Source organism: Bradyrhizobium cytisi (genome assembly GCF_008123515.1).
Taxonomy (GTDB): domain Bacteria; phylum Pseudomonadota; class Alphaproteobacteria; order Rhizobiales; family Xanthobacteraceae; genus Bradyrhizobium; species Bradyrhizobium cytisi.
In genome coordinates this window covers 50,516-77,251 of sequence record NZ_VSSR01000024.1, presented here as the reverse complement: position 1 = coordinate 77,251, position 26,736 = coordinate 50,516, and the positions used below count along the sequence as shown (strand labels likewise).

27 protein-coding genes are annotated in these 26,736 nt (G+C 64.4%); 14 read left to right on the top strand and 13 right to left on the bottom strand.

From position 1 onward, the window contains the following. Positions 1-4: 4 nt before the first annotated feature. Complete coding sequence (locus tag FXB38_RS16360; RefSeq protein WP_148751892.1) at positions 5-1,150, bottom strand: acyl-CoA dehydrogenase family protein; 1,146 nt, start codon at positions 1,148-1,150, stop codon at positions 5-7. Positions 1,151-1,284: 134 nt separating this feature from the next. Then, on the bottom strand, positions 1,285-2,229 hold the full coding sequence (locus FXB38_RS16355) for an SDR family NAD(P)-dependent oxidoreductase (protein ID WP_148751891.1): 945 nt from the start codon (positions 2,227-2,229) through the stop codon (positions 1,285-1,287). A 74-nt stretch (positions 2,230-2,303) separates the two neighbouring features. On the opposite strand from FXB38_RS16355, the gene FXB38_RS16350 reads away from it, so the two are divergent. Both FXB38_RS16350 and FXB38_RS16345 read left to right on the top strand, forming a co-directional pair. Beyond that, entirely contained in the window at positions 2,304-2,960 is a 657-nt protein-coding gene (locus FXB38_RS16350) for a TetR/AcrR family transcriptional regulator (protein WP_148751890.1), read from the top strand. 25 nt (positions 2,961-2,985) lie between these two features. Next, complete coding sequence (locus tag FXB38_RS16345; RefSeq protein WP_148751889.1) at positions 2,986-3,663, top strand: alpha/beta hydrolase family protein; 678 nt, start codon at positions 2,986-2,988, stop codon at positions 3,661-3,663. Between the two features lie 3 nt (positions 3,664-3,666). On the opposite strand, the gene FXB38_RS16340 is transcribed toward FXB38_RS16345, so the two are convergent. Then, complete coding sequence (locus FXB38_RS16340; RefSeq protein ID WP_148751888.1) at positions 3,667-4,641, bottom strand: ketopantoate reductase family protein; 975 nt, start codon at positions 4,639-4,641, stop codon at positions 3,667-3,669. Between the two features lie 171 nt (positions 4,642-4,812). On the opposite strand from FXB38_RS16340, the gene FXB38_RS16335 reads away from it, so the two are divergent. Beyond that, on the top strand, positions 4,813-5,616 hold the full coding sequence (locus FXB38_RS16335) for an enoyl-CoA hydratase-related protein (protein WP_148751887.1): 804 nt from the start codon (positions 4,813-4,815) through the stop codon (positions 5,614-5,616). A gap of 17 nt (positions 5,617-5,633) precedes the next feature. Here FXB38_RS16335 and FXB38_RS16330 read toward each other — a convergent pair whose 3' ends face one another. Then, the gene (locus tag FXB38_RS16330) at positions 5,634-6,518 is read right to left on the bottom strand and encodes a LysR family transcriptional regulator (RefSeq protein WP_148751886.1); all 885 of its coding nucleotides are present in this window, start codon (positions 6,516-6,518) and stop codon (positions 5,634-5,636) included. 112 nt (positions 6,519-6,630) lie between these two features. On the opposite strand from FXB38_RS16330, the gene FXB38_RS16325 reads away from it, so the two are divergent. The 4 genes from FXB38_RS16325 to FXB38_RS16310 are packed head-to-tail and all read left to right on the top strand — an operon-like array spanning position 6,631 to position 10,637. Next, positions 6,631-7,995: an FAD-dependent oxidoreductase gene (locus FXB38_RS16325; protein ID WP_148751885.1), complete on the top strand. Its 1,365-nt coding sequence runs from the start codon at positions 6,631-6,633 to the stop codon at positions 7,993-7,995. Positions 7,996-8,028: 33 nt separating this feature from the next. Next, complete coding sequence (locus FXB38_RS16320; protein WP_148751884.1) at positions 8,029-9,033, top strand: ABC transporter substrate-binding protein; 1,005 nt, start codon at positions 8,029-8,031, stop codon at positions 9,031-9,033. 16 nt (positions 9,034-9,049) lie between these two features. After that, positions 9,050-9,823 (top strand): ABC transporter ATP-binding protein, encoded by a 774-nt coding sequence (locus tag FXB38_RS16315; RefSeq protein WP_148751883.1) that lies wholly within the window; start codon positions 9,050-9,052, stop codon positions 9,821-9,823. Further along, the gene (locus tag FXB38_RS16310; protein WP_187434919.1) at positions 9,816-10,637 is read left to right on the top strand and encodes an ABC transporter permease; all 822 of its coding nucleotides are present in this window, start codon (positions 9,816-9,818) and stop codon (positions 10,635-10,637) included. The genes FXB38_RS16315 and FXB38_RS16310 overlap by 8 nt, the downstream gene beginning before the upstream one ends. A gap of 114 nt (positions 10,638-10,751) precedes the next feature. Here FXB38_RS16310 and gtdA read toward each other — a convergent pair whose 3' ends face one another. After that, positions 10,752-11,792 (bottom strand): gentisate 1,2-dioxygenase, encoded by a 1,041-nt coding sequence (gene gtdA / locus FXB38_RS16305; RefSeq protein ID WP_148751881.1) that lies wholly within the window; start codon positions 11,790-11,792, stop codon positions 10,752-10,754. A 137-nt stretch (positions 11,793-11,929) separates the two neighbouring features. On the opposite strand from gtdA, the gene maiA reads away from it, so the two are divergent. Both maiA and FXB38_RS16295 read left to right on the top strand, forming a co-directional pair. Next, positions 11,930-12,562, top strand: coding sequence for a maleylacetoacetate isomerase (maiA, locus tag FXB38_RS16300; protein ID WP_148751880.1), 633 nt, complete (start codon positions 11,930-11,932; stop codon positions 12,560-12,562). Continuing rightward, positions 12,552-13,064, top strand: coding sequence for a MarR family winged helix-turn-helix transcriptional regulator (locus FXB38_RS16295; protein WP_148751879.1), 513 nt, complete (start codon positions 12,552-12,554; stop codon positions 13,062-13,064). The genes maiA and FXB38_RS16295 overlap by 11 nt, the downstream gene beginning before the upstream one ends. 166 nt (positions 13,065-13,230) lie before the next feature. Here the strand turns inward: FXB38_RS16295 and FXB38_RS16290 are convergent, their stop codons facing one another. The 5 genes from FXB38_RS16290 to FXB38_RS16270 form a co-directional block, all read right to left on the bottom strand. Beyond that, the gene (locus FXB38_RS16290) at positions 13,231-14,844 is read right to left on the bottom strand and encodes a benzoate-CoA ligase family protein (RefSeq protein ID WP_148751878.1); all 1,614 of its coding nucleotides are present in this window, start codon (positions 14,842-14,844) and stop codon (positions 13,231-13,233) included. Further along, entirely contained in the window at positions 14,841-15,995 is a 1,155-nt protein-coding gene (locus tag FXB38_RS16285) for an FAD-dependent monooxygenase (RefSeq protein WP_187434918.1), read from the bottom strand. Before FXB38_RS16285 ends, FXB38_RS16290 begins: the two co-directional genes overlap by 4 nt. A 190-nt stretch (positions 15,996-16,185) precedes the next feature. Beyond that, entirely contained in the window at positions 16,186-16,395 is a 210-nt protein-coding gene (locus FXB38_RS16280; protein WP_148751877.1) for a hypothetical protein, read from the bottom strand. 98 nt (positions 16,396-16,493) lie between these two features. Further along, positions 16,494-17,336, bottom strand: coding sequence for a cysteine rich repeat-containing protein (locus FXB38_RS16275; protein WP_148751876.1), 843 nt, complete (start codon positions 17,334-17,336; stop codon positions 16,494-16,496). A 152-nt stretch (positions 17,337-17,488) separates the two neighbouring features. Next, a complete protein-coding gene (locus FXB38_RS16270; protein WP_148751875.1) occupies positions 17,489-18,490 on the bottom strand; it encodes an NADP-dependent oxidoreductase in 1,002 nt (333 codons plus the stop codon). Positions 18,491-18,700: 210 nt separating this feature from the next. Here FXB38_RS16270 and FXB38_RS16265 point away from each other — a divergent pair, with 210 nt between their 5' ends. After that, entirely contained in the window at positions 18,701-19,996 is a 1,296-nt protein-coding gene (locus FXB38_RS16265) for a dicarboxylate/amino acid:cation symporter (protein WP_148751874.1), read from the top strand. Between the two features lie 12 nt (positions 19,997-20,008). After that, positions 20,009-20,929, top strand: coding sequence for an amino acid ABC transporter substrate-binding protein (locus FXB38_RS16260; RefSeq protein ID WP_148751873.1), 921 nt, complete (start codon positions 20,009-20,011; stop codon positions 20,927-20,929). 62 nt (positions 20,930-20,991) lie between these two features. On the opposite strand, the gene FXB38_RS16255 is transcribed toward FXB38_RS16260, so the two are convergent. Both FXB38_RS16255 and FXB38_RS42760 read right to left on the bottom strand, forming a co-directional pair. After that, positions 20,992-21,795: an ATP-grasp domain-containing protein gene (locus FXB38_RS16255; RefSeq protein WP_148751872.1), complete on the bottom strand. Its 804-nt coding sequence runs from the start codon at positions 21,793-21,795 to the stop codon at positions 20,992-20,994. A gap of 221 nt (positions 21,796-22,016) precedes the next feature. Then, positions 22,017-22,169 (bottom strand): hypothetical protein, encoded by a 153-nt coding sequence (locus FXB38_RS42760; RefSeq protein ID WP_187434917.1) that lies wholly within the window; start codon positions 22,167-22,169, stop codon positions 22,017-22,019. On the opposite strand from FXB38_RS42760, the gene FXB38_RS16250 reads away from it, so the two are divergent. From FXB38_RS16250 to FXB38_RS16240, 3 genes are all read left to right on the top strand, one after another. Further along, a complete protein-coding gene (locus FXB38_RS16250; RefSeq protein ID WP_148751871.1) occupies positions 22,168-22,941 on the top strand; it encodes a ferredoxin--NADP reductase in 774 nt (257 codons plus the stop codon). The genes FXB38_RS42760 and FXB38_RS16250 overlap by 2 nt on opposite strands. Positions 22,942-23,414: 473 nt before the next feature. Then, positions 23,415-25,040 carry an FMN-binding glutamate synthase family protein gene (locus FXB38_RS16245; protein ID WP_148751967.1) on the top strand — a complete coding sequence of 542 codons (1,626 nt, stop codon included), beginning with the start codon at positions 23,415-23,417 and terminating at the stop codon, positions 25,038-25,040. A gap of 108 nt (positions 25,041-25,148) precedes the next feature. Further along, entirely contained in the window at positions 25,149-25,391 is a 243-nt protein-coding gene (locus tag FXB38_RS16240; protein ID WP_148751870.1) for a PilZ domain-containing protein, read from the top strand. A gap of 21 nt (positions 25,392-25,412) precedes the next feature. On the opposite strand, the gene FXB38_RS16235 is transcribed toward FXB38_RS16240, so the two are convergent. Continuing rightward, the gene (locus FXB38_RS16235; RefSeq protein ID WP_148751869.1) at positions 25,413-26,711 is read right to left on the bottom strand and encodes a hemolysin family protein; all 1,299 of its coding nucleotides are present in this window, start codon (positions 26,709-26,711) and stop codon (positions 25,413-25,415) included. Positions 26,712-26,736 lie beyond the last annotated feature (25 nt).

Below are 26,736 nucleotides of genomic sequence, written 5' to 3'. Positions count from 1 at the left end.
CCGACTACAGCGACCTTGCAATCAGCAGCTTCATGATCTCGTTGGTGCCGCCATAGATCTTCTGGATGCGGGAATCGATGAAGATGCGCGAGATCGGGTATTCCTGCATGTAGCCATAGCCGCCGAACAGCTGGAGGCACTCGTCGGCGGTCTGGACCTGCTTGTCCGAGCACCAGTATTTCGCCATCGACGCGGTGACGGTGTCGAGATCCCCGGCGACCAGGCGCTCGATGCACCAGTCGACGAAGACGCGCGCGATCATCGCCTCGGTCTTGCGCTCGGCCAGCGTGAAGGCGGTGTTCTGGAAATCCATCAGCGGCTTGCCAAACGCCTTCCGTTCCTTGGTGTATTCGATGGTGAGCTTGACGGCACGCTCCATCGAGGCGACGGCGCCGACCGCGAGCGCCAGGCGCTCCTGCGGCAGCTGCTGCATCAGCTGGGCAAAACCCTGACCCTCTTCCTTGCCGAGCAGGTTTTCCGGGGCTACCTGCACATTGTCGAAGAACAGTTCCGACGTGTCGGAAGCGTGCAGGCCGATCTTGTCGAGGTTGCGCCCGCGCTTGTAGCCGTCCGCGCCCGCGGTCTCGACCACGATCAGCGAAATGCCCTTGGCACCTGGCTCGCCGGTGCGCGCGACCACGATGACGAGATCGGCCGCCTGGCCGTTGGTGATGAAAGTCTTCTGGCCGTTGATGACGTAGGAATTGCCCTGCTTCTTCGCTGTGGTCTTCACGGCCTGAAGGTCCGAGCCGGTGCCGGGCTCGGTCATGGCGACGGCGCCGACCATCTCGCCCGAGGCCATCTTCGGCAGCCAGCGCTTCTTCTGCTCCTCCGAGCCGTAGTTGAGGATGTAATGAGCGACGATGGCGCTGTGCACGGAGACGCCGGTGGTCAGCTCCGGCACGGTGCTTTCGAGGTCGTCCAGCACGGCTGCGTCATAGGCGAAGGTCGCGCCCAGGCCGCCATATTCCTCCGGGACGCTCGCCAGCAGCGCGCCCATTTCACCAAGCCCGCGCCAGGCGAAGCGATCGACCATCTTCTGCTCGCGCCATTTCCCGGCATGCGGCGCCAGATCCTTGGCGAGATATCTCCGGAACTGGTCGCGGAAGACGTCGAGCTCTTCGGTCATCCAGGAGGAGCGGTAGGACATGGCGGCCTCGGTCGTTGATGGCGATGCGCTCGCCCAGCCGTGCCACAAGGCCAGCGGCGGGCGCAAGCCCGCCGCGTTGCTACGCCAGCGGCGGCCGCCCATGATTGTGTCTTGAGGCTGCGCCGGCCGTTGGCCTATCCTGCCTGCGCGGTTTTGCCGCCGTCGATGATGAATTGGCCGCCGGTCGCGTAGGGATGATCGTCCGAGGCGAGCATGAGTGCGAACGCCGCGACCTCCTCCGCGCTCGCCACGCGCTGCATTCCCGGAACATGGGTTTTGGCCCATTGCGCGATGGCCACGTGCCAGGCAGCATCGGGAAGATTTTCCATGCCGGCGAGCCGGCGGATGAACGGGGTATCCGTGGTGCCGGGGATCAGGGTGTTGATGCGGATGCCGTATTGGGCATATTCGAGTGCAGCGGCCTGCACCATGCCGACAAGCCCGCGCTTGGCCGCGGAATAAGCGGAGCGGTTCGCCGTCGTGGCGATGGCGTTGGACGACGAGGTGACCACGATCGATCCGCCGTTCTGCAGCATGTGCGGAATCTGGTACTTCATGGACAGGAAAACGCCGCGCAGGTCGGTATTGATCACGTCATCGAACTCGGCAGCGCTGTACTGATGCAGGGGCTTTTCGATGGAGATGCCCGCATTGTTGAAAGCGACGTCGAGGCGGCCATGAAGATCGATCGTCTTGTCGACCAGGGCCTTGACCTCGGCCTCGTTGCGGACGTCGGCCCGGACGAACGACGCATTGCCGCCGCCCGCCTTGATCTCCTCCTCGACCCGGGCCCCGCGTTCGACATTGCGTCCGCAGAACACGACCCTGCCGCCTTCGGCGGCGAACATCAACGCGGCGGCGCGGCCGATGCCCGAGGTGCCGCCGGTCACGATGATGGTCTTGTCGGCGAAGCGGCGCTTGCCGCTTGGCTTCTGCTGCGGCAGCGTCGCGCCCTGGCCAAGCGCCATGCCGCCGGCAAGGCCGCCGATGGCACTCGCCAGCATGCCGAGTGCGGCACCGCCGACCAGATGACGCCGCTTTACGCGGGAGGTTGCGGTGCTATGCTGCATTTCGGTCATTTCGAACTCCCGGCCGCTCCATCTAAACAGTGTTAAGATGGATAGCCCGCAATCTGAACAGTGTCAAGTTAGGCATGACAAAACCGAATGCGCCCGCGCGCGCCAAGCCGAGCCCCAGGGTTCCGAAGCCCGAAGCCGGCTATCATCATGGCGAGCTTCAGGAGGCCCTGATTGCGGCGAGCGAGGCCATTCTTGCCGAGCACGGCGCCGAAGGCTTTACGCTTCGCGAGGCCGCCCGCCGCGCCGGCGTGTCTCCGGCCGCGCCGTCACATCATTTCGGCAATGCGCAGGGCCTGCTGACGGAGGTGGCGATCCGCGGCTATAACGCGCTTGCCGGCGCGCTGCGGGATGCTGCGTCTCGCAAGCAGGGCGCGCGCGAAAAACTCCACGCCCAGGGCCTCGCCTATGTTGAATTCGCGCTGAGGCATCCCGGTCGTTTCCAGATGATGTTTGCCAACAAACGCCTTGTCGCGGACGATTCGCGCCTCAGGCAGGCGAGCAGGGCGGCTGGCCGCGAGTTCGAGGCCATCATCGCCGAACTCGTCGGCGGGACGCCGAAAGAGGCGAAGACCGCGGCCGCGGCGGCCTGGTCAACCGTCCACGGTTTTGCCAAGCTTGCGCTGGAGGAGAAATTCGGCTCGCTGAGCAGCGAGGCCGGATACCGCGAGATCATGACGACGCTCAATCACGTCCTGAACTATCTCTGGCCGGCGGGCGACGCACGCCGCTAGATGCAGATCGAGGGGTGAACGCATCATGACGGCCAAGGCGACAGAGCTCAAGCTCGACATCGAACGGATCGGGACGGTCTCGGCGACATTGATGCAGCCAGCCAATGCGCGCGCCTGTTACGTCCTGGCACACGGCGCGGGCGCCGACATGCGGCATTCCTTCATGGAGAAGGTCGCGGCGGGGCTCGCGGACCGTGGCATCGCCACGTTCCGCTTCAATTTTCCCTACATGGAAAACAAGCAGGGCCGTCCCGACCAGCCTGCGGTCGCGCACGCCACCATCCGCGCGGCGGTCGAGGAGGCGGCGCGGCTGTGCCCCGGCGTGACGCTCGTTGCCGGCGGAAAATCGTTCGGCGGACGCATGACGTCGCAGGCGCAAGCGAAGACGCCGTTGCCCGGCGTGAAAGGGCTCGCCTTCCTCGGCTTTCCTCTGCATGCCGACAAGAAGCCCTCGACGGAACGGGCCGAGCACCTCGCCCAGGTTGAGATTCCTATGCTGTTCCTGCAAGGCACCCGCGACAAGCTAGCCGACCTCGGCCTTATCAAGCCCGTCGTCGCGGCGCTCGGCGCCAAGGCGACGCTGCATGAGGTCGAAGGCGGCGACCACTCCTTCGCGGTGCTGAAGAAGTCCGGCCGCACCAACGATGAGGCGCTCACAGAGGTGCTCGACACGCTCACGGCCTGGATTGACCAACTCGCCTGAGGCTCAGGCTGAATAAAGCCCCTTGTCGCGCGCCTTCTGGATTGCGAGTGCAGCGATCAGGTCGAGCGTCGGCGTCGACAGGCCGGCGGTGCGCGCGAAGGCGGCGGGCGCCTTCACCAGCACGTCGATCTCCATGGCGCGGCCGAGTTCGTAATCCTGCAGCAGCGATGGCTTGTGATTGGGGGCGGGGCCGCTGCGTGTGACGCGCTTGACCTCGGGGATGAAGTGCTGCGCGATGTCGTTCGCCTCGTTCAGCATGCGCGGAATGACCTCGGCGAAGGCGGGGTCGTCGCGCACGCCGCGCGCGGTCTGTCCGGTCAGCAGGCACAGCACCGACAGCGACATGTTGGTCAGCAGCTTTGACCAGATCGCCTCGCGGATTTCGGCCACCGGCGGCGATTCCAGCCGGGCGTCGTTGAAGACGCCGCGGAGTTTCGTGATGCGTTCGCAATTGCGGTCGTCGCATTCGCCGATCAGGAGGCGGTTGCGGTCCGGCGTCAGGTTCTGCACGACGCCGGGCGCGGTCACCTCGTTGGAGGAGAACACCACCCCACCGATGATCCGCTCCTTCGGGATGCAGGCGCGCAGACGTCCACCTGGATCGAGGAAGGAAATGTCCGGCGGCGTCGGGTGTCGCGGCGGCAGGCCGATACCGTACCACCAGGGAATGCCGTTCTGGGCGAATACGATGGCGGTGTCGTCCTGGAGCAGCGGCTTGATGCTGGAGACCAGTCCGGTCAGCGCCGTGGCCTTGAGCGTCGAGATCACCACATCCTGCGGGCCGAGCTGGGCCGGATCGCCCGAGGCGTTCACCTTGGCCGAGACCTCGGAATCGCCGACGCGCAACTTCAGGCCATTGGCGCGCACCGCCTCGAGATGCGCGCCGCGCATCACGCATGAGACTTCGTGGCCGGCGCGCGCCAGCCTGACCGCGAGATGGCTTCCGACGGCACCCGAGCCGAAAATGCAGATGCGCATGTATATGTCCCGTCCCTGATCGCTTTGCCTGGTCTCTCGGTCGTCGCCCGGCCGCAGCATGACACAAGCCGCCATGCGATGGGCGCGGCCGCCCCACGCCGGAAAGATATGGATCGGGGTCTACAGCCTCGTCCATAGTGCGCGGCAACCAATAAGACCGGAGGATCGCCGATGACTGCCAGCCCTGTCCTGTGGACCCTCGACGAGCGCGGGGTTGCGACCGTCACGCTCAATCGCCCGGAGGTCAACAACGCCTATGACGGCGCCCTGATCGCCGGTGTGCTCGGGGCCATGGACGATCTCGGCAAAAAGCCCAACCTCCGTGTTGTCGTGCTCCGGGGCAACGGCAAGCACTTTCAGGCCGGCGCCGACCTCAAATGGATCAATGGCGTGCGGCCGCAATCGCCTGATGCGAACGAGGCGGCGTCCCGGGCGACGTTCGAGGCCGTGCAGCGGCTCAACACGCTGCCGATCCCGACCGTCGCGTTGGTGCAGGGCGGCTGCTTTGGTGGCGGCACCGGCGTGATTTCGGCCTGCGATGTCGTGATCGCCGCCGACAACGCCCTGTTCTCCATCACGGAGGTGCGCTGGGGTCTGACCGCCGCGATCATCATCCCCCAGCTCTGCGATGCCATGAGTGTACGGCAAGTCCGCCGTTACGCGTTGACCGGCGAACGCTTCGGCGCCGAAGACGCCCGCCGCATCGGCCTCGTCCATGACGTCGTGCCGCTCGCCGATCTCGAAACCGCCGGCGCCAAGGTGGTCGAGCAGCTGCTCGCCAACGGACCGGAGGCCGTGGCCGAGACCAAGCGGCTGGCGCTGGAGAGCTCGTTCGGCGGAATGGCCGTGGACGATGCGGCGTACGCGCGGCTCGTGCAACTGCATTCGCTCAAGCGCCAGAGCCCGGAGGCGGCGGAGGGGCTGGCTTCGTTCGCCGAGAAGCGGGCGGCGAACTGGGGCGGCGGGAAGACGTGACGGTTGCGCGGCCAGCCTCACAGCGACGTAGCGAGTGACGTCTTGAGGAGCGCCAGCAGCGCCTGCACTGCCGCCGCATTGCGCCGCCGCTCGGGGATCGCGGCCTTCACCCACAGCTCGGGAATTGGAAAATCGCGCAGCACGGGCTTGAGCGTGCCGTCGCGCAAGGCATCCGCGACGAGATAGTGCGATATCAGCGCGATGCCGTTGCCGGCGATCGCGCTGCGCGCCAGCACATGTCCCTCGTTGGAGGACAACAGCGGGCTGACCTGGATGCTGATGCGGCCGCGCGGTCCGTCAAAGATCCATTCCGGACCGGTCGGCAGGAAGCTGAGGCAGCGATGCTCGACGAGGTCGCGCGGATGCTTTGGCGTGCCGTGCTTCTTCAAATAGGCCGGTGAGGCGCAGAGCAGCCGCTTCAGCGCGCACAGCGGCTCGTCGACGACACCGCCGAAGGAATGCGGAAAGGCGCCGATCGCGATGTCAAAGCCTTCGGTGACGGGATCGACCGGACGATCGATCAGCACGATCTCGAGCTTTAATCGCGGGTTCTGGGTCTGGAACGCGCTGAAGGCATCGGCAAGCCGCGCCACCGTCAGCGAGGTCGGTGCCTTGATACGGAGATGATCGACGAGATCGTGGCCCTTCTCGCCCATGCGCGAGAGCAAATCGGTGGCGTCGGTGACCACGCCGCGCGCGCGATGCACATAGCGTTGGCCGGCGTCGGTCAGCCGCAATTGCCGGGTCGAGCGGTGGAACAGCGGCGTGCCGATCCGCGCTTCCAGCTGCGTGACGCGCTTGGCCACCACAGAGGTCGAGACACCGAGTTTTCGGGCGGCCGCGGAGAATCCGGCTGCATCTGCCGTGGCGAGGAACGCTTGGAGGTTTACCAGGATATCCATGTCGACCTTTCTCGATTCGAGAAAGCTGATCGCGTATATTGGTGGATTGTAGCCTGCCTCGCGTTAATTCATAGTCGGGCCAAGCAAGAGATTTTCAGGGATAGGACGCGCCATGCGGGCCACGACGATCGAAGAACCAGCGCGCCAGGTGCCGCTTTACGGCGAATACGAAGTCGTCGTGCTCGGCGGCGGCCCGGCCGGCATTGTGGCGGCGGCATCCGCAGCGCGTGCCGGACGAAAGACGTTGTTGATCGAGCGCTATGGCTTTCTCGGCGGCATGGGCACCGCGGCAGGCGTCACCAATTTCTGCGGTCTGCATGGCAATGTCTTTGGCCAGGCCCACCGGCTGGTGCAGGGCATGGCGTCTGACCTGCTGGCGCGGATCGATCATCTGAACGGCCTCAACACGCCACATCTGATCCTCGGCAAGGTGTTTGCCCAGGCCTATGACACCGCGGCCTACAAGATCGCAGCCGACGAGCTGCTTGTGAGCCACAAGGTTCACATCCTCTTCCACGCACTCGGCGCGGGCGTTGTGATGGGCGATGACCGCCGCATCGACGCGCTGATGGTCGAGACCAAGGCGGGCCGGCAGGCGGTGCGCTCAGAGATCTTCATCGATTGCTCCGGCGACGGGGATCTCGCAGTCTGGGCCGGCGCGCCGTTCGACATCGGCGATGAGCACGGCCATCCGATGTACCCGTCGATGATGCTTCGTCTCAACGGCATTGACCCCGCAAAGGCCGGCGATGCCTGGCGGACCATCCCGCAATTGATGGAACAGGCCACCGCCGCCGGCACGCACAAATTCCCGCGCAAGAGCGCGATCGTGCGGCCGCAAAAATCCGGCATCGAATGGCGGGTGAATTTCACCCAAATCGCGCGCGAGGACGGCCACGCCATCAACGGCGTCGAGCCCGACGATCTCACCCGCGGCGAGATCGAGGGCCGCAAGCAGGCGCTCGCAGCCTTTGAATTCCTGCGCACTGTGCCGGGGTTTGAAAAATCCTACATCGTCGATCTGCCGCCGCAACTCGGCATCCGCGAGACCCGCCGCATCAAGGGCGGCTACCAGCTCAGCGGCGAGGACGTGCTCGGCTGCGCCTCGTTCGAGGATTCCATCGGCGTCAATGGCTGGCCGATCGAGGCCCACGTCCCCGGGGACGTCGTCTTCACCTTCCCGCCGATCCCGGAATCGCGCGGCTATAACGAGCTGCCGTACCGGATGCTGGTGCCGGAGGGCGTCGATAACCTCCTGGTCGCCGGCCGCTGCGCCTCGATGACCCATGAGGGGCAGTCGGCGGCGCGGGTTTCCGGGGCCTGCTTCGTGATGGGGGAGGCAGCCGGTTCCGCAGCCGCCCTGGCGCTGTCCGGAAACCGGATTCCACGAGAAATCCCGGTTGAAATATTGCAGGAAACGTTGAAACAACAGGGCGCCTTCATCGGGCGGGACCAGCCGGTGCCCGAGGGCCTGTAACGGACTGCAAGAAGAACCATTGGAGGAAGCGGGATGATCAGGATTGCGCGGCTTGCCGCAGCTGGCCTTTTGGCGATGATGGCGATGGGCACGGCCCGGGCCGAAGACGCACTGAAGGCCAGGATCGGCGTGCTCCGCCTGTCGTCCTCCGCGCCGGTCTTCATCGCGCAGGACAAGGGCTATTTCCGCGAAGCCGGCCTCGACGTCGAGCTGAAATTCTTCGACGCGGCGCAGCCGATCGCGGTCGCCACGACCTCGGGCGACGTCGATTTCGGCGTCACGGCTTTTACCGCCGGCCTCTACAATCTCGCCGGCAAGGGCGTGCTGAAGGTGATCGGCGGCATGAGCCGCGAAAGGGCCGGCTATCCCCTGATCGGCTATTTCGCCAGCAACAACGCCTATGCGAGCGGCCTGAAGACGCCGAAGGACCTCGCGGGCAAGCGCATCGCGGTGACCCAGGTCGGATCATCCTTCCATTATTCGCTCGGCCTGCTCGCCGACAAATACGGCTTCAAGCTCGCCGAGGTGAAGATCGTGCCGCTGCAGTCATTGTCGAACGCAGCCGCCGCGCTGAAGGGCGAGACCGTCGACGCGGCGCTGCTGCCGATCTCCACCGCGCGAAAGCTGATGGATGAAGGCGGCGCGAAATTCCTGGGCTGGGTCGGCGACGAGACGCCCTGGCAATTGGGCGCTGTATTCGCCTCGCCGAAGACGCTGACCAACAAGGTGCTGGTGACGAAATTTCTCGATGTGCTCGCCAGGGCCGATCGCGAATATCACGACGTCATCCTTGCCGCGATGAAGGACGGTGTTGCCCCGATCAACGACAAGACAAGGCCGCTGTTGGAGATCATCGCCAAATACACCAACCTGCCGGTCGAGCAGGTGGTCGGCAACTGTGCCTACATCGATCCGGACGGCAAGCTCGACGTCAAGAACGTCGATAACCAGATCAAATGGCTCCAGGAGCAGGGCTTTGCTGACAAGGGCTTTGATGCCAATACGATCATCGCCAAGGATTTTGTGAAGGCGGATTGAGAGTAGAACATCGCAGATGGACCTGATCGCCAACCACATCTCCCACCGCTTCGGCGATCTCGCCGTGCTCGACGACGTCTCCTTCACCGTCGGCGCCGGCGAGGTGGTGGCGATCGTCGGTCCCTCGGGCTGCGGCAAGAGCACGCTGCTGTCGATCCTCGGCGGGCTGCTGCAGCCGACGTCGGGCGCACCCGAGTTGCGCGGCGCGCCGCCGGCGGACAGTCTCAATCCGCTGACCTTCGTGTTCCAGGATTTCGCGCTGCTGCCCTGGGCGACGGTCGAGGAGAACGTCGAATTCCCGCTGCTGCACACGCAGGTCTCAGCCACGCAGCGCCGTGCGCTGGTCGAGGATGCGCTGCGCCGCACGGGACTGACCGATTTTCGCAAGACCTACCCGAAGCAGCTTTCCGGCGGCATGCGCCAGCGCGTCGGCATTTCGCGCGCGCTCGCGGTGAGGCCTGCCATCCTGCTGATGGACGAGCCGCTGTCGGCGCTGGATTCGCAGACGCGCGAGCTGCTGATGGAGGATTTCGTCCGCCTGCTCGCCGATGGCGGCATGGGCGCGGTCTATGTCACGCATAATCTCGAAGAGGCGGCGCGGCTGGCCGACCGCATCGTGGTGCTGTCACGGCGACCGGGGCGCATCCGCGAGGTCGTGAGCGTGCCGATGACGCGCGCCGAACGCGGCGAAATCGCTGCGCGCGAGAAGCTGCTCGCGCTGCAGAACCAGATCTGGTCGCTGATCCGCAACGAGGCGATCGATGCCGAGCGCGAGGTCCAGCATGCTTGATCGCGCGACGGAGCCATCAACCAAGGACGCCGTGACGCGCCGCGTCCGCTTTCGCGGCGCAGGCTTCGTGCCGGCCTCCAGCCGTTTCGGCGGCTGGATCGCGCTCGCGCTGGTCATTGCGATCTGGCAAGCGGCAGGCAGCACCGGTCTCGTCAATCCGCTGTTCCTGCCGGCGCCGTCGGCAATCGTGCGCGCGATCTACGAGCTCGCGCTGTCGGGCGCGCTCTGGCAGCATCTCTCGGCGTCGCTGCTGCGCATCGGCGTCGGCTGGCTGCTGGGGACGGCGGCCGGCATTGCGGTCGGCTTCGCCATCGGCCTGTCGCGGCTGGCGCGCAGCGTCGGCATCACCTTCATCTCGGCGCTGTTCCCGATTCCGAAGATCGCGCTGCTGCCGCTTCTGATCCTCTGGCTCGGCATCGGCGAAGAGCCGAAGATCGCGACCATTGCGCTCGGGGTGTTCTTCTCGACCGCGATCTCGGTCTATAGCGGCGTCGATGCGGTGCCGCGCAACCTCATCCGCATGGCGCAAAGCTTCAACGTTCCGTTCGCCACCATCGTGCGCAAGGTGGTCTGGCCGGGCGCGCTGCCCGCGATCCTCGCCGGCTTCCGCATCACGGCCTCAGTGGCGCTGCTGCTCGTGGTCAGCGCCGAGATGATCGGCGCCCAGTACGGCATCGGCGCTTTCGTGCTCCAGGCCGGCAATTTGATGCAGACCGATCAGCTGCTCGCGGGCGTGGTGATCCTGTCGGCGTTCGGGCTTGTGGTGGGCAGGGTGATCAATTGGCTGGAGACGCGGCTGTTGCACTGGCGGTAGCCACAGCCGTCATTGCGAGGAGTACTTGCGACGAAGCAATCCAGAATCCCGCCGCGGAAAGATTCTGGATTGCTTCGCTGCGCTCGCAATGACGGATGTGGTTAGTCGTGATCCTCACGCGCTCCCGCGGTCCTCGCGAAACAGATCCAGCTTTTGCTGCACCGGCCGGTCCGAGAAGCTGAACAGCACGGCATCCTCATCCGCCTCGTGCGTCACCCATTGCCAGCTCGGCACCACGAACAGATCGCGCGGGCCCCACTCGAAAACCGCATCGCCAATGCGGCTGCGGCCCCGGCCTTCGATCGGGCAGAACACGGTCGCGTCCGTCGCGCGATAACGCGCGGTCTTGAAGCCCTTCGGCAGCAGCTGAATGAAGGTCCCGATGGTCGGCATGGCGAAATCGCCGGTCTCGGGGTTGCTGAACCTAAGCTTTAGCCCGTGGCAGGCGTCCCATTCCTGGCTCGTGCGTGCTTTCTCCAGCGCCTCGCGGGTGTAGGCATAGGGGTAGCTGAAGATCGGCGAGGTCTTCGATGACCGCTTCACATCGACCGGCAAGAGATTGTGGCCGTAGCGGGCAAAGCTGTCGCCGGCCGGCTTTGTGATCTTCTGCTGGTCTTCCCTGGAGCCTTCCGCGAAGGAGCAATCGAAGAACTGCACCAGCGGAATATCGAGGCCGTCGAGCCAGAACATTGGCTCGCTCGTCTCGTTGGAATGATCGTGCCAGGTCATCGACGGCGTGATGATGAAATCGCCGGGCTCCATCGCGGTGCGCTCGCCGTCGACAGCGGTGTGGGCGCCCTTGCCTTCGAGCACGAAGCGCAGTGCCGACTGGCTGTGCCGGTGCGCGGGCGCCACGTCGCCGGGCACCACCATTTGCACGCCGGCATAAAGCGATGTCGTGATCCTGGACTGGCCGCGCAGGCCCGGGTTCTCCAGCACCAGCACGCGCCGCTCGGCTTCCTTGGCGGTGATCAGCTTGCCCGCTTCGGTCATGTAGTCACGGATGACGTCGAACCTCCAGAGGTGCGGCCGGCAGGCGCTCTTCGGCTCCGGCGTGATCAAATCGCCCATCACGGTCCACAGCGCGGTGAGATTTTCGCCGTCGATCCTCTTGTAGAACGCCTCGCGTTCCGGCGTCTTGGTCACGGCTTCCATGGTGCGGCTCCCGTCGTTTTGTTATTTGACAGTATACTTACAGTCTGGGTAGCGTCAACTTGACGAACGACTTACAAGGTCGTCGTTATTCCGGGCTCTCGCTGCGCGAGCCGGAATGACAGACAGGGAGGGTTCCGATGAAGCTGCACGGCTATTTCCGCTCCAGCGCCGCCTACCGCGTGCGGATCGCGCTGAATCTTAAGGGCCTCGGCGCCGAGCATTTGCCGCATCACCTTCGCAAGGGCGAACAAAGCGCGCCCGCCTATCTCGCCATCAATCCGCAGGGCCTGGTGCCGACCCTGGAGAATGATGCCGGTGCAGTGCTGACCCAATCGGTCGCGATCATCGAATGGCTCGACGAAACGCACCCCAGCCCGCCATTGCTGCCGAAGGATGCGTTGCAGCGCGCCAAGGTGAGGGCGTTCGCACTGGCGATCGCCTGCGACACTCATCCGGTTCAGAATCTGAAAGTGCTGGCGCGGCTGCGCGAGCTTGGGTTGCCCGAGGAGAAGGTCCAGGATTGGGCCGCCTGGGTCAATCGCGAGGGACTGTCGGCTTGCGAGACGCTGATCAAGGGTGAACCAGGGCCGTTCTGCTTTGGCGATACGCCGACGCTCGCCGATCTCTGCCTGGTGCCGCAGCTTGCCAATGCGCGCCGCTTCGGCGTTGACGTCGCGGCGTATCCGCGCCTGCTCAAGGCCGAAGCCGCCGCCAAGGCGCTGCCCGCCTTCGCCAACGCCGCACCGGAGAAGCAGCCCGATGCCGAGTAAGCCTGCCGCGCCGATTACGATAGACGCGGTCTATGCCGCGCCGGGCTATCTGTTCCGGCGCATGCAGCAAATCGCGGTCTCGATCTTCATGGAGGAGTGCAAGGCGTTCGACCTTACGCCCGTGCAATATGCGGCGCTGATCGCGATCCACACTCATCCTGGCATCGACGCGACGCGGTTGTCGGCGGTGATCGCCTTCGACCGCTCGACGCTCGGCAGCGTGATCGAACGGCTCCAGGCCAAGGATTTTGTCGAGCGCAAGCCGGCGCCGGAGGACAAGCGGATCAAGCTGCTCTATTTGACCAAGCCGGGCGCCGCGATCCTGCGCGAGATCATCCCCGCCGTCGAACGTGCGCAGGCGCGCATGTTGGAGCCGCTCAAGCCCGGCGATCGCAAAGCGCTGATGGGGCTGCTGGTCCAGCTCGTCGACCTCAACAACGAGGCGTCACGCGTGCCGCTGCGGGCGGAGGATGCGTTGGAACATCTGGGGAAGGCGGGGTGAGGGGGGCCACGACCATGCTCCTCACGAGGCTATCGCAAGATTTCGTAGGGTGGGCAAAGGCGCCCTTGCGCCGTGCCCACCATCTCTCCTCCAACGGAACAGAAGTGGTGGGCACGCTTCCGCTTTGCCCACCCTACGATGCCTGCGAGCGGATCTCCACCTCGCCTCACATCCGCAACAACGCCTGCCGGTCGATCTTCCCCGTGCCCGTCTTCGGCAGCTCGTCGATGAAGATCACCTCGCGCGGATATTTGTAGGGCAGCAGCTTGCCCTTGACGTAGTCCTGCAGCCGCCGCGTCGCCTCGCTCTGGTCGGCGGCGCGGTTGTTCATCACCACCACCGCCTTGAGCGTCATGCGCCGATCCGGCAGTTCGGCCGCGAACACGGCGCATTCGCGAATCTCGGGATGGTCGGCGAGGCACAGCTCGACCTCGAGCGGGTAGACCCACTGGCCCGAGATCTTGATGAGATCATCGGCGCGGCCGCGGAAGAAGTGAAAACCGTCGCTGTCGCGAACAAAACGGTCGCCGGTGTAGATCCACCCCTCCTCGCGGATGGTCTCGGCGGATTTGTCCGGCCGGTTCCAGTATAGCGGCGTGTTGGAATCGCCGCGCACCCACAAGATCCCTTCCTCGTCGTCGACCACGTCGCGACCGTCCTTGTCGCGGAGCGCGACCTCGTAGCCGGGAACGCGCAAGCCCGCCGCGCCGAGCTTCTTCTGCTCGGGGCGATTGGAGAGGTAGATGTGCAGCACCTCGGTCGAGCCGAGACCTTCGACGATCTCGAGGCCCGTGAGCGCCTTCCAGCCGTTGAAGACTTCGGCCGAGAGCACCTCGGCTGCCGAGAGCGCCATGCGCAGCGACGAGAAATTCGTCTTGTCCGCGCCCTCGGCCCTGGTCAGCGACGTGTAGAGCGTGGGCAGGCCGAAGAAGACCGTCGGCTGGTACTGCTCGATCGCGGCAAAGATCGATGCCGGCTTCGGCTGGCCCGGCAGAAGCAAAGTTGCCGCGCCCGCGGAGAACGGGAAGGTGACGGAATTGCCAAAGCCATAGGCGAAGAAAATCTTCGGCACGGAGAAGCAGATGTCGTCCGGCGCCAGCTTCAGCACGTTCCGTGCAAAGGCGGCCTCGCTATAGGCCATGTCGTGCTGGAGATGCACGATCCCCTTGGGCCGGCCGGTCGAGCCGGAGGAGTACATCCAGAACCCCATCTCGTTGCGATGCGTATCGGCTTCCGCAAGCTCCGTCTGGAATTGTGCAAGCCAGCTTGTTGCCGCGAGTGCGGCAGGCGCGGCGTGCTCTCCGACCGCGCCGTTCACGACGATCAGCGTGCGCAGGTTCGTGTCCTTGCATGCCTCCGCGTTGAAGCGACCGCAGAACTCGGCCTCCGCTACCGCAACGGCCGCGCCGGAATCGGCAAGATAGAATTGCAGCAGGTCCGGCGGCGTCAGCGTATTGATCAGGAGTGGCACGAAGCCTGCGCGCACTGCGCCGAAGAAGGCGGCGGGATAGGCCGGCGTGTCGTCGAGGAACAGCAGCACGCGGTCGCCGCGCTTCAGGCCGAGCGACGCAAGGCCGTTGCCCCAGCGGCATGCCTCGGCACAGAGCTCGGCATAGGTCCGAGTGCCCGCCGGGCCAATCAGCGCGAGCTTGTCGCTGCGGCCTTTGGCGAGATTGTCGAACAGCACGCGGCTGGCGTTGTAGAGTTGCGGAACGGCAAAGCCGATCTCACGGGCGCCCGCGCCGTCCGCGGGCACCTGGTCGCGAATCTCGTTACTCATGCCGTAGCCTCGCGGTCCGCGTCTCCGCCGTTCTTCTCGGCCTCGTAGCGCGCCATGAAGGCCGGCGACATCGCGCGCAGCCGCGAATCGTCGATGCGGCCGGAGCGGGTGATGTAGCTATAGGCAAAGTCCATCAGGCCAAGCTGCATGTGCTGGGCAAAGTGCTCGTACCAGAAGGCCGAGGTGCGCGCGGCATTGATCAGCTTCTGCACCACAGGCTTGCGGGCGGCCTGGTAGCGATGCAGTGCGGTCGTCAGATGCGCATCCGATTCCAGCGCCTTGACCAGCGCGATGGCGTCCTCGATCGCGAGCCGCGTGCCCGATCCGATCGAGAAATGCGCCGAGTGCAGGGCATCGCCAATCAGCACCATGTTCTTGAACGACCAGTGCTCGTTCCAGACCCAGGGAAAGTTGCGCCAGACCGACTTGTTGGAGACCAGGCAGTGGCCGCCGAGCGTGTCGGCAAACACCTCCTCGCAGACACCCTTGGACTGCTCGACGTCCTTGTAGGCGAAGCCATAGGCCTGCCAGGTCGCGTGATCGCACTCGACCAGGAAGGTGCTCATGGTCGGCGAATAGCGGTAATGGTGCGCATTGAACGCGCCGCGGTCGGTCTTCACAAAAGTCTGCGACAGCGTGTCGAAGCGCTTTGAGGTGCCGTACCAGACGAATTTGTTGGAGGAGTAGGACAGCGAGGTGCCGAAATCGCCCTCGTAGGCGCGGCGCACCAGCGAATTCAAGCCGTCGGAGGCGACGATCAGATCATGGCCGTTGAGCTGGTCGATCGTGTGAATCTGGGTGTCGAAGCGCGCCGTGACGCCGGCATCGAGCGCGCGCTTTTGCAGGAACTGCAGCAGCTCGAGCCGGCCGATCGAGGAGAAGCCGACGCCGTCAATAGCAACGGTATCGCCGCCGCGGTTCAGCGTGATGTTCTCCCAGCTCTCCATATGCGGCGCGATCGCATCGACCGTCTCGGGGTCGTCGGCGCGCAGGAACTCCAGGGCCTGGTCGGAGAACACGACGCCAAAACCCCAGGTCGCGTCGGCCGGGTTCTGTTCGAACAGGTCGACTTGATCCTCGGGGTGGCGCTTCTTCCAGAGATAGGCGAAATAGAGCCCACCGGGCCCCCCGCCAATCACGGCGATCCGCAAATTCTGCCTCCCTAATTGACAGTATACTTACTATCTCAGGGTAGACTAATGGGCCCCGGCTTCCCACGCCAGCGGAATTATCGACAAGGCGAGGTGCGCCGCAGCACGGCCGCGGGCAACCGTCTTGCGCGTGCCCGAAACCGTCAGTTGCGAACCATAGCCAAACCGCATTGGGTTGACCACCCGCGCGTCAGACGCAGCGCTTCACGTAGACCCCGTTCACCAGCACCCTGGTACAGCGGACCACCGGCCTGCGGACCACGACGGCGCCATTCGGTCCGGCGCAACCGGCGCGGTAGACGCCGCGGGCGCACACCACTGCGTTGGCATCAGACGGCTCGAAGGTCATGGTCGCTGCGAAGGCAAGCAGCGCGGAAGCGATGAGCAGGAATGCACGCATGTCTTTCTCCGGGTCTTGTCGCGATTGAAATCGGGCGTCGGCAAAAGGTTAGTCGCAAGAGGCGCGAAAATTCACGCGCGCCGTGAGCTGCGCGCTGCTCATCGCGCAGCAAACGGCGCAAGCACATCCTTGCAGCCGGGCGAGAGCGACGCCGCGTTGCTAGCAACGCATTGCACGATGCGGCCGCCACCGGGCTGGACGCCGGCGCAGAGCGTGCGGATGTCGGCGCCGCAGGCGGAGCGGACGATGAACAGCTCTTCGCGCGGCCGCAGTGGGCGCAATACGATCGCGGCGGGTGCGGCCGCCGGCGCGGCTCCGGAAGCCGGCGCGGCAGCAGCTGCGGGCGCGGCCGTCGCTGTTGCACCGCCGCCACCGGTCGCAGCGGTCACGGCCTTCGCGCAAGCCGCCGAAACCCCGGCCTTGTTCTTCTCCAGGCATTCGAGTGCGGGAGCGCCGCCCGGCGGCACGCTGGCGCAAACCTTGGGATAATCGGCGCGGCATGCGCTCTTGACCGCAGCAATTTGCGCGCTGCTCGGCTGCTTGGCGGCGGCGGCCTTCGGCGCCGCGGCTGCCGGCTTTGCTGCGGGTGCGGACTCAGCCTTCGATGCGGCAGGCGGCGCTTCTGCCTTGGGGGCAGCTTCGGTCTTCGGCGCGGCAGGAGCAGCTTCGGCCTTCGGAACCGCGGCAGGCTCGATCGCACGAACCGCGGTTTGGCACCCGGAGGACAGGCCGGACATGTTCTTCTGCAGACATTGATACGCCTCGGCGCCGCCCGGCGTGACGCTCGCGCAATGCGCCATGAAATCCGAGCGGCATGCGGAGCGGATCGCGCTCTTCTGAGCCTCGGTCGGCGCTTGCGCGAATGCGCTTGTTGCAGTTGCGAAGAGTGCTGCGGCGAGCAACGCCCTCCGCGTCGAAACATGTTTCAATGTGTTGAACATCGGGGTGAATTCCTGCCCTGTCGGTAGTGCCGACGCCTTATTAAAAGTGATGTAAGCAATCGTCGCGGGTGATGCTGCGCGCGCCATCCTTGGCCGCTTCGGCCACTACCGCAAGTAGATAATAGGCGTGGAATTGCGACGTAACTACGTCTCTACAGCCTGACCATGCGCTTGCCGCGGTTTTCACCCGCGAGCAATCCGATCAGCGCCTTCGGCGTGTTCTGCAATCCATCGATGACGTCTTCCTGTACCTTCAGCTTGCCGGATTTTACCCAGGTCTGGAGATCGGCAAGGGCGCGCTGGCTCTCCTTCATGTAGTCCATCACGATGAAGCCCTGCATCACGAGCCGCTTCACCACGATCAGGCCGGGCACGCCGCGCGGGCCGTGTGCCGACGGCGTCCCGTCATACTGCGAGATCGCACCGCAGCAGGCGATGCGGCCGTAATTGTTCATCTGCGGAATGCAGGCTTCCAGAATGTCGCCGCCGACATTGTCGAAATAGACGTCGATGCCCTTTGGTGCGGCCGCGCGCAGCGCCTTGAACACGGCGCCGTCCTTGTAGTCGACAGCCGCATCGAAGCCGAGCTCGGAGGTCAGCCAGTGGCATTTGTCGGCGCCGCCGGCGATGCCGATGACGCGGCATCCCTTGATCTTGGCGATCTGCCCGACGATCGAGCCGACCGAGCCCGCGGCCGCCGAGACCACGACGGTCTCGCCTTCCCTGGGCTTGCCGACCTCGAGCAGGCCGAAATAGGCGGTGAGGCCGGCGATGCCGAACACGCTGAGCAGATGCGTCATCGGCTCCAGCTTCGGCATTTTCGCCAAATGCTTTGCGGGCACTGCGGCAAACTCCTGCCAGCCGGTGTCACCGAACACGATGTCGCCCGGAGCAAGCTCTGGCGCTTTCGAGCTGATGACCTCGGCAATGGCGCCGCCGGCCATCACGCTGTTCGCCTCCACGGCCGAACGATACGTCGCCCCGTGCATCCAGGCGCGATTGGCGGCGTCGAGCGAGATGTAACGCACGTGTAGCAACGCCTCGCCGTCCTTCGGTTCCGGCAATGCGCTCTCGACCATCTTGAAATGCTCGGGGCCGAGCTTGCCGCTGGGCTTTTCCACCAGAAGAATTTGGCGATTGCGGCTTCCGGTCATGGTGTTCCCTCTCTCATTGCTTGACGTTTATTGATGCAGTTGCCGCAAACAAAACGAGCAAGCCGCATTCGTTGTGCGCTGCATGAAGGCTAGATCGCGGCGTTCGGTTTCGCAACGGGAACATCCGGCTCAAGGGAGCGCACGCAAAGCGTGTTGCGTCGCCGTCATATCTGCGACATCATGAAGCGGTCGGTGTAGTGGGGGTCATTGATGTCGAACAGGTTTACGCAATACATTTTGGCGGCGATGGTGCTGGGCATCATCATGGGCTCGGCGATTTACAATTTCCTGCCGGATACGCGTGGAGATTGGGCCTCGTCCATCAACCTGATCGCCGTGATCTTCCTGCGCCTGATCAAGATGATCATCGCGCCGCTGGTGTTTGCGACCCTGGTCGGCGGCATCGCCCATATGGGTTCGGGCTCCAAGCTCGGCCGCATCTTCGCCAAGACCATGGGCTGGTTCGTCAGCGCTTCCTTCGTGTCGCTGATGCTCGGCCTCGTCATGGTCAACCTGCTCCAGCCCGGCGCCAACTTCCCCGGCACGCTGCCTGACAAGGCGCAGTCGACCGGCCTGCCGGTCTCCGCCTTCTCGATCGAGAAATTCCTGACCCATCTGATCCCGACCTCGATCGCGGATGCGATGGCACAGAACGAGATCCTCCAGATCGTGATCTTCGCCGTGTTCTTCTCGGTGGCGATGGGTGCGCTGCCGGAGCGCTCCAAGCAGATCCTGGCGCTGATCGACGATCTCGGCCACATCATGCTGAAGGTCACGAGCTATGTGATGCTGTTCGCGCCGTTCGCGGTCTGGGCCGCGATCACCGCGACCGTCGCCAAGAACGGCCTGCTAGTGCTCTGGAAGCTCATCGTGTTCATGGGCGGCTTCTATCTCTCGCTCTTCATCCTCTGGGGCATCCTGGTGATGGTCGGCTTCATCGTGATCGGGCCGCGCTACAGCCATCTGCTCAGGCTGATCCGCGAGCCGCTGATGATCGCGTTCTCCACCGCGAGCTCGGAAGCGGCCTATCCGAAGACGCTGGAAGGACTGAACAAGTTCGGCGCCTCGTCGCGAATCTCGAGCTTCGTGCTGCCGCTCGGCTATTCCTTCAACCTCGACGGCACGATGATGTACTGCACCTTCGCGAGCATCTTCATCGCGCAGAGCTACCACATCGACATGCCGCTCGGCACGCAGCTGGCGATGCTGGCGACCCTGATGATCACCTCGAAGGGCGTCGCCGGCGTGCCGCGCGCCTCCCTTGTCGTGATCGCCTCGACGCTGTCGCAGTTCAACATCCCCGAGGCGGGGCTGCTGATGATCATGGGCATCGACACTTTCCTCGACATGGGCCGCAGCGCTACCAACGTGATCGGCAACACGCTGGCGACCTCGGTCGTGGCGAAGTGGGAAGGCGAGCTCGGACCCGAGCACGAGCTCGGAGCTGGCGATGTCGTGCCCGGCGACATGGTGCCGGGCGAAGTGCCTGCGATGGCCGGCCACTGACGGGAGTGCTTCATGCGCCCTTTGACGGCGATTTCGGGCAGCCTGTTGCTGGCAGCATGTCTGCTGGCTACGGCCGCCTGCGCCCAGACCGGCGGCAGCGAGGGGCTTAGCCCGACGCTGCTCGCCATCAAGAACGCGCACACCGTGCGGCTCGGCTATCGCGAAAGCTCGCCGCCGTTCTCCTTCCTCGACCAGGCCAATCGTCCGATCGGCTACAGCCTCGAACTCTGTGAGGCTATCGTCGAGGAGATCGGCGTCGAGGTCGACGATCCCAATCTGAAGATCGACTACGTCAAGGTCACGTCGGACGACCGTATCGACGCCGTGCTCCAGAACAAGATCGATCTGGAATGCGGCTCGACCACGGCCAATTCCGAGCGCGGCAAGCGGGTGGCGTTCTCGCCACTGATGTTCGTCGCCGGCACCAAGCTGATGGTGCCGAAGGCGTCCAGCGTCCAGTCGCTGACTGATCTCAAGGGCAAGACCATCGTGGTGACGAAGGGCACCACCAACGAGCAGGCGATCCAGGCCGCGGACAAGAAATCCTCGCTGGGGCTGAACATCGTCGTCGGTGCCGATCACGAGCAGTCGTACCAGATGCTGGTCGACGGCAAGGCCGACGCCTTCGCGACCGACGACATTCTCCTCTCGGGCCTGATCGTCCGCCACAAGGCGCAGGACAAGTTCCGCGTCACCGGCGACTTCCTGTCGTACGACCCCTACGGCATCATGTTCCGCAAGGGCGAGCCGCAACTCTCAGCCGTGGTGGACCGCACCTTCCGCAAGCTCGGCTCCAACCACGACCTCGTGCCGCTCTACAACAAATGGTTTGTCGCGCGGATGCCGACCGGCGAGCGGATGAACGTGCCGATCTCGCTGCAGCTGGAAGAAGCCTTCAAGGCGATGGACGATTCCGCGAGCGCGAATAATTGATGGCGGTCTCTTTTACCCTCCCCCTCCAGGTCCCTCCAGGGGAGGGTGAATTGAGTCCGCGGCTATTTGTGTTCCCCAAACACCCGATCCAGCGCCGCATCATAAGTCGCCTGCACCAGCTCCGGATGCAGCTTCGCCAGCGCTTCCATCATCACGCCGGAATTGATTTCCAGCACGCGCCAGTCGGCATCGACGCGGACCACATCGATCGACGCGAAGGCGATGTCGATTGCGTTCGCGGCATCGACCGCGAGCTTCACGCAGGCCGCGCGGACCTCGTCGTCCTCCAGCAGCACGGGCTTGGCGCCGGCGTCAAGATTGTGCCGCCAATCCGAGCCGCGCTGCTTGCTGTAGACGATGCGGGGGACGTCATCGAGCAGGATCACACGGACCTCGTCCTCGATCTCGACATAAGGCGAGATCACGAGCCCTGTGCTCATCGAAAAGACCTCGCCGGCCGCGTGGTCGAGTTCGGTCTCTGTCGTCACCTTGAAGACCGATCGTCCCGACGTCCCCTCGTTGGGCTTCACCACCACGCCTTGCGGATTGTCGTGAAGCAGCCCAAGCATGGCCTCTCGCCAGGCGGCATCAACAACGTTGCTGCCCAGCTTCGGGTTGAGGAAGAGGTGATGCGGAATGCAGGGGACGCATCCAAGCGACAGCGTCTCGGCAGTCGCCGATTTGTCGTTGGCAAGGCGATGGGCGATCGCGCTGTTGAGGCCGATATCGTAGCCGAAGGCGAAGCGGCGCATCTCGCCGCGACGCATGGCGATCAGCCAGCCGCCCGGGCGGACATCGACGTCGATGCTATGACGCGCGCCATAGCTCCTGATCGCTTGGACGAAGATCCGCTCGCCGCTTGTCATGTCCAGATCGTTCCAGTCGCCAAAAGCCGCAAAAATGCGGGAAATGGCGCCAAGCCGGGGTGAAAATCAGAGCTATTCTTAATGAAATTTTTGCGAGCGCGATGGAAATTAAGTGCTGCAACTGCGCCCGAAAGGGAAAAGAAATTGCCCTCTGCGCCGCCCGGACAGCAGATCCGTTAATGGTGTGGCCATTTCCGCCGCAAATGCCGCATTGACCGGTATCAATTGCATCCGGAACGAGGTTGATTATTGGCCTCAATGGCGTAGATCACACAGGCGAAATCCTCCGCCATGGCAATGGTGTCCGCCCCGTTTTCAGGGCCGGGCAACGCTTTTGCCCTAAAACCGCAATTATTCGGAATATCGAAAATCATGAGCGCGTTTTACCGAGAGAAGGTTCTTTCCGTCCAGCACTGGACCGACACGCTGTTCAGCTTCCGCGCCACGCGCGATACCGGCTTCCGCTTCCAGAACGGCCAGTTCGCGATGATCGGCCTCGAGGTCGATGGCCGTCCGCTGCTGCGCGCCTACAGCATGGCCAGCGCCAATCACGAGGAAGAGCTCGAGTTCTTCTCGATCAAGGTGCAGGACGGACCGCTGACCTCGCGCCTGCAGAGGATCAAGGAAGGCGACACCATTCTGGTCGGCCGCAAGGCGACCGGCACGCTGATCACCGACAACCTCATCCCCGGCAAGCGGCTGATGCTGCTCTCGACCGGCACCGGCCTTGCGCCCTTCGCCAGCCTGATCAAGGATCCCGAGGTCTATGACCAGTTCGAGAGCATCGTGCTGGTGCACGGCTGCCGCCAGGTCTCCGAGCTCGCTTACGGCGAGAAGCTCGTCGCGAATTTGCGCGAGGACGAGCTGTTCGGTGAGCTGCTCGCGGACAAGTTGATCTATTATCCGACCGTGACCCGCGAGCCGTTCCGCAATCGCGGCCGCATCACCGACCTCATCAGCTCCGAGCAGATGTTCAACGACATCGGCCAGAGCCCGCTCGACATCGCAACCGACCGCATCATGATGTGCGGCAGCCCGGCGATGCTCGAAGAGCTCAAGGTGATGTTCGAGGGCCGCGATTTCGTCGAAGGCTCCGGCAACAAGCCCGGCCACTTCGTGATCGAGAAGGCGTTCGTCGAGCGCTGATACCCTCCAACACCGCCGTCCCGGGTCTGCGCTGACGCTTGCCCGGGACGACGGCGGAGAGTGTGGCTCGCATCTCGGCTCGCACCCTCACTACCACCCTCACCATCCTCCCCCGACCTTGTCATTGGCGTCGCCCGCGCGCGCCTTGTTATAAGCGCGCGGCAAAATCTCGCAGCGGTGTTGCGATGCGAGAAGTGGGGGAGCTGCGCCTTGCGCGCCACGGTGTGATTCCGCACGAGGCGCAGCTGCATGGCCACTGAATTGGTCACTGATTTGTCATGTCATTGAATCTATTGCAGTGAAAAAGCCCGCATCCGGAGGAATTGATCTGAAGCGTGCGGATTCGGTAGCCTCAGGACCGGTCCGCGTCATATCCATAGACCCGGCGCGGGCGTATCATACCCCGTCATCCTGACGAGAGGGACGTGGTCGTGGCCAACGAGAACAAGACACAAGCTTCGCCCGAAGGGCTGATGGAAACCCTGCTGCTTCCATTCTCGCCGCGCTTCATCATCCTGACGATCTGCGCGGTCGTCACCGCATTGCTGATCGGCATCGGCATCGCGGACCGCAAGATCTTCGACATCCTGCTGATCCCGATCTGCATCTTCGGCGCCCTGACGCTGCTCGGCGTCCGCGATCTCATGCAGAAGGGCCATGCGGTTCTGCGCAACTACCCGATCTCGGCGCATATCCGCTTCCTGCTCGAAGAGATCAGGCCGGAGATGCGGCAGTATTTCTTCGAGAGCGAGAAGGACGGCATGCCGTTCTCGCGCGACATTCGCGCGCTGGTCTATCAGCGCGCCAAGATGCAGCTCGACAAGCGTCCGTTCGGCACCCAGGAGGATGTCTATCGCGATGGCTATGAGTGGATGCATCACTCGGTGTCGCCGAAGGCGCACGCCGAGGAGAAGTTTCGTGTCACCATCGGCGGGCCGGACTGCGCAAAACCCTATTCGGCCTCAGTGTTCAACATCTCGGCGATGAGCTTTGGCGCGCTCAGCCCCAATGCGGTGCGCGCGCTCAATGCCGGCGCCAAGAAGGGCGGCTTCGCCCATGATACCGGCGAAGGCGGCTTCAGCCCCTATCACGCCGAGATGGGCGGCGACATCATCTGGGAGATCGGCTCCGGCTATTTCGGCTGCCGTCATCTCGACGGCAGCTTCGATCCAGAGGCGTTCGCGCGCGTCGCGAGCCAGGACCAGATCAAGATGGTCGAGCTCAAGATCAGCCAGGGCGCCAAGCCCGGCCATGGCGGCGTGCTGCCGGCGGCGAAGGTCTCCGAGGAGATTTCCAAGATCCGCGGCGTCACCATGGGCGAGGACTGCATCTCGCCAGCCTCGCATCGCGCCTTCTCGACGCCTGTTGGCATGATGCAGTTCATCGCCGAGATGCGAAAGCTCTCCGGCGGCAAGCCGGCTGGCTTCAAGCTCTGCATCGGCCATCCCTGGGAGTTTCTGGCGATCTGCAAGGCGATGCTGGAGACCGGCATCTATCCCGATTTCATCGTCGTCGACGGCAACGAGGGCGGCACCGGTGCTGCGCCGCTGGAGTTCATGGATCATCTGGGCATGCCGATGCGCGAGGGCGTCAATTTCGTCCATAACGCGCTGGTCGGGATCAATGCCCGCGACCGCATCAAGATCGGCGCGTCCGGCAAGATCGCCACCGCCTTCGACCTGGCGCGCGCGATGGCGATCGGCGCCGACTGGTGCAATTCCGCGCGTGGCTTCATGTTCTCGCTCGGCTGCATCCAGTCGCTGAGCTGCCACACCGACCGCTGTCCGACCGGAGTCGCGACCCAGGACCCGACGCGGGCACGTGCGCTCTACGTGCCGCTCAAGATCGACCGCGTGCACAATTATCATCGCGCCACGCTGCACTCGCTGACCGAGCTGATCGCGGCGGCCGGTCTCACCCATCCGCAGGAGCTGCGCCCGGTTCATTTCAGCCAGCGGACCTCGACGACCCGTGTGCAGTCCTTCGCACAGCTCTATCCGGCGCTGCGCCCGGGCGAGCTGCTCGAAGGGACGGAAGATCCGCGGTTCGGCGACGCCTGGCGGATGGCGCGGGCAGATTCGTTTCAGCCGGCGCTGTGAGGTTCCGCTCCACCACATGATACCGCTGCACCCTGCTGCGGGGCGTAAATTCATCGCACGCCGGTTGCATTTTAACCTCTGTGTCAGCTTCGGGTGTAAATTGGCCCAATGGACGAAGAACGACGCAACAAGGCCAGGCATCGTGTGTTGAAAGCCGGAACCATCGAGTTCGGCGGCGGCGCGATCGACTGCACCGTCCGCAATTTCTCCGCCACCGGCGCAGCCCTCGACGTCACCAGCCCGGTCGGCATTCCCGAGCATTTCACCCTATCGATCAAGGCCGATGGCGCGCATCTCGCCTGCACGGTGGTGTGGCGCAAGGAAAAGCGGATCGGGGTAAGGTTCGGGTGAGGGTGTCGCACGAGCGCTCGCTCACCCCGTCTCGACCTCACTTAGCCGGCTCGCCAAAATCTTGTCGATCCGCCTGCCGTCGAGATCGACCACCTCGATGTGCCAGCCGGCAAAGTCGAAGGCGTCGCCGACATTGGGCAGCACGTTGAATTGCTGCAGCACGAGGCCGGCCACCGTGTTGTAGCGGTGATGCGGCGGCAGCTCGATGCCCAGCAGCTCGCCGAACTCGTCGACCGGCATCCAGCCTGCGACGAGGAGCGACGAGTCCGCGCGCCTGACGTAAGCCGGCTCCGGAGGCCCTTCCTCGGAATGGAAGGCGCCGACGATCGACTCCAGAATATCGGCTGCCGTCACCACGCCCTCGAACGCGCCGTACTCGTCATAAACGAAACCGACATGAACCGGCGCAGCTCTCAGGATTGCCAGCACGTCGCGGGCATCGGCTGATGCGGGAATGCTTGGCGCTTCGCGGATAAGCGCCCGCAGATCCGGCGTGCGTTCGTTCATATACGCGACCAGCAGGTCCTTCGCCTGGAGCACGCCGATCGGCTTGTCGCGATCGCCGTCGGAGACCGGAAAGCGCGAGTGCGGGCTCTTCGCGATCAGAGTCTGGATCGTGGCTTGGTCATCGCTCAGGTCGATTTCGTCGACCTCCGTGCGCGGCGTCATGATCGCGCCGACCGGCCGGTCGCCGAGCCGCATCACGCCGGCGATCATCTCCTTTTCGCCCGACTCCAGAACCCCCGCGCTTTCGGCCTCGTTGACAAGATGATGAATCTCGTCCTCCGACACCTTCTCCTCGGCTTTGCCGCCGCGGCCGAGCAGCGTGAGGATCAGCTTGCCGGAGAGATCGAGCAGAAATACGAGCGGCAGCGAGACCCGCGCCAGAACGTGCATTGCGGGCGCGACCTTCACCGCGATGCTTTCAGGGTTGCGCAGCGCCACCTGCTTCGGCACCAGCTCGCCGATGATCAGGGTCGCATAGGTGATGATGGTGACGACCATGCCGACGCCGACGATGTCGGCAATGCCCGAGGACAGGCCGAGCTCGACCAGCCATTGCGTCAGCCGTTGCCCGAGCGTCGCGCCGGAGAACGCGCCCGAGAGCACGCCGACCAGCGTGATGCCGATCTGCACCGTCGAGAGAAACTTTCCGGGATCGGCGGCCAGTGTCAGCGCGCGCTCGGCGCCGCGCACGCCCTTGGCGGCCAGCATCGACAGCCGCGCCGGGCGCGATGAGACCACGGCGAGCTCCGACATGGACAGCAGGCCGTTGATGACGATCAGGACGACGACGATGATGAGTTCGACAGACAACATTGCGCGCGAGCGAAGGGGAAAATCA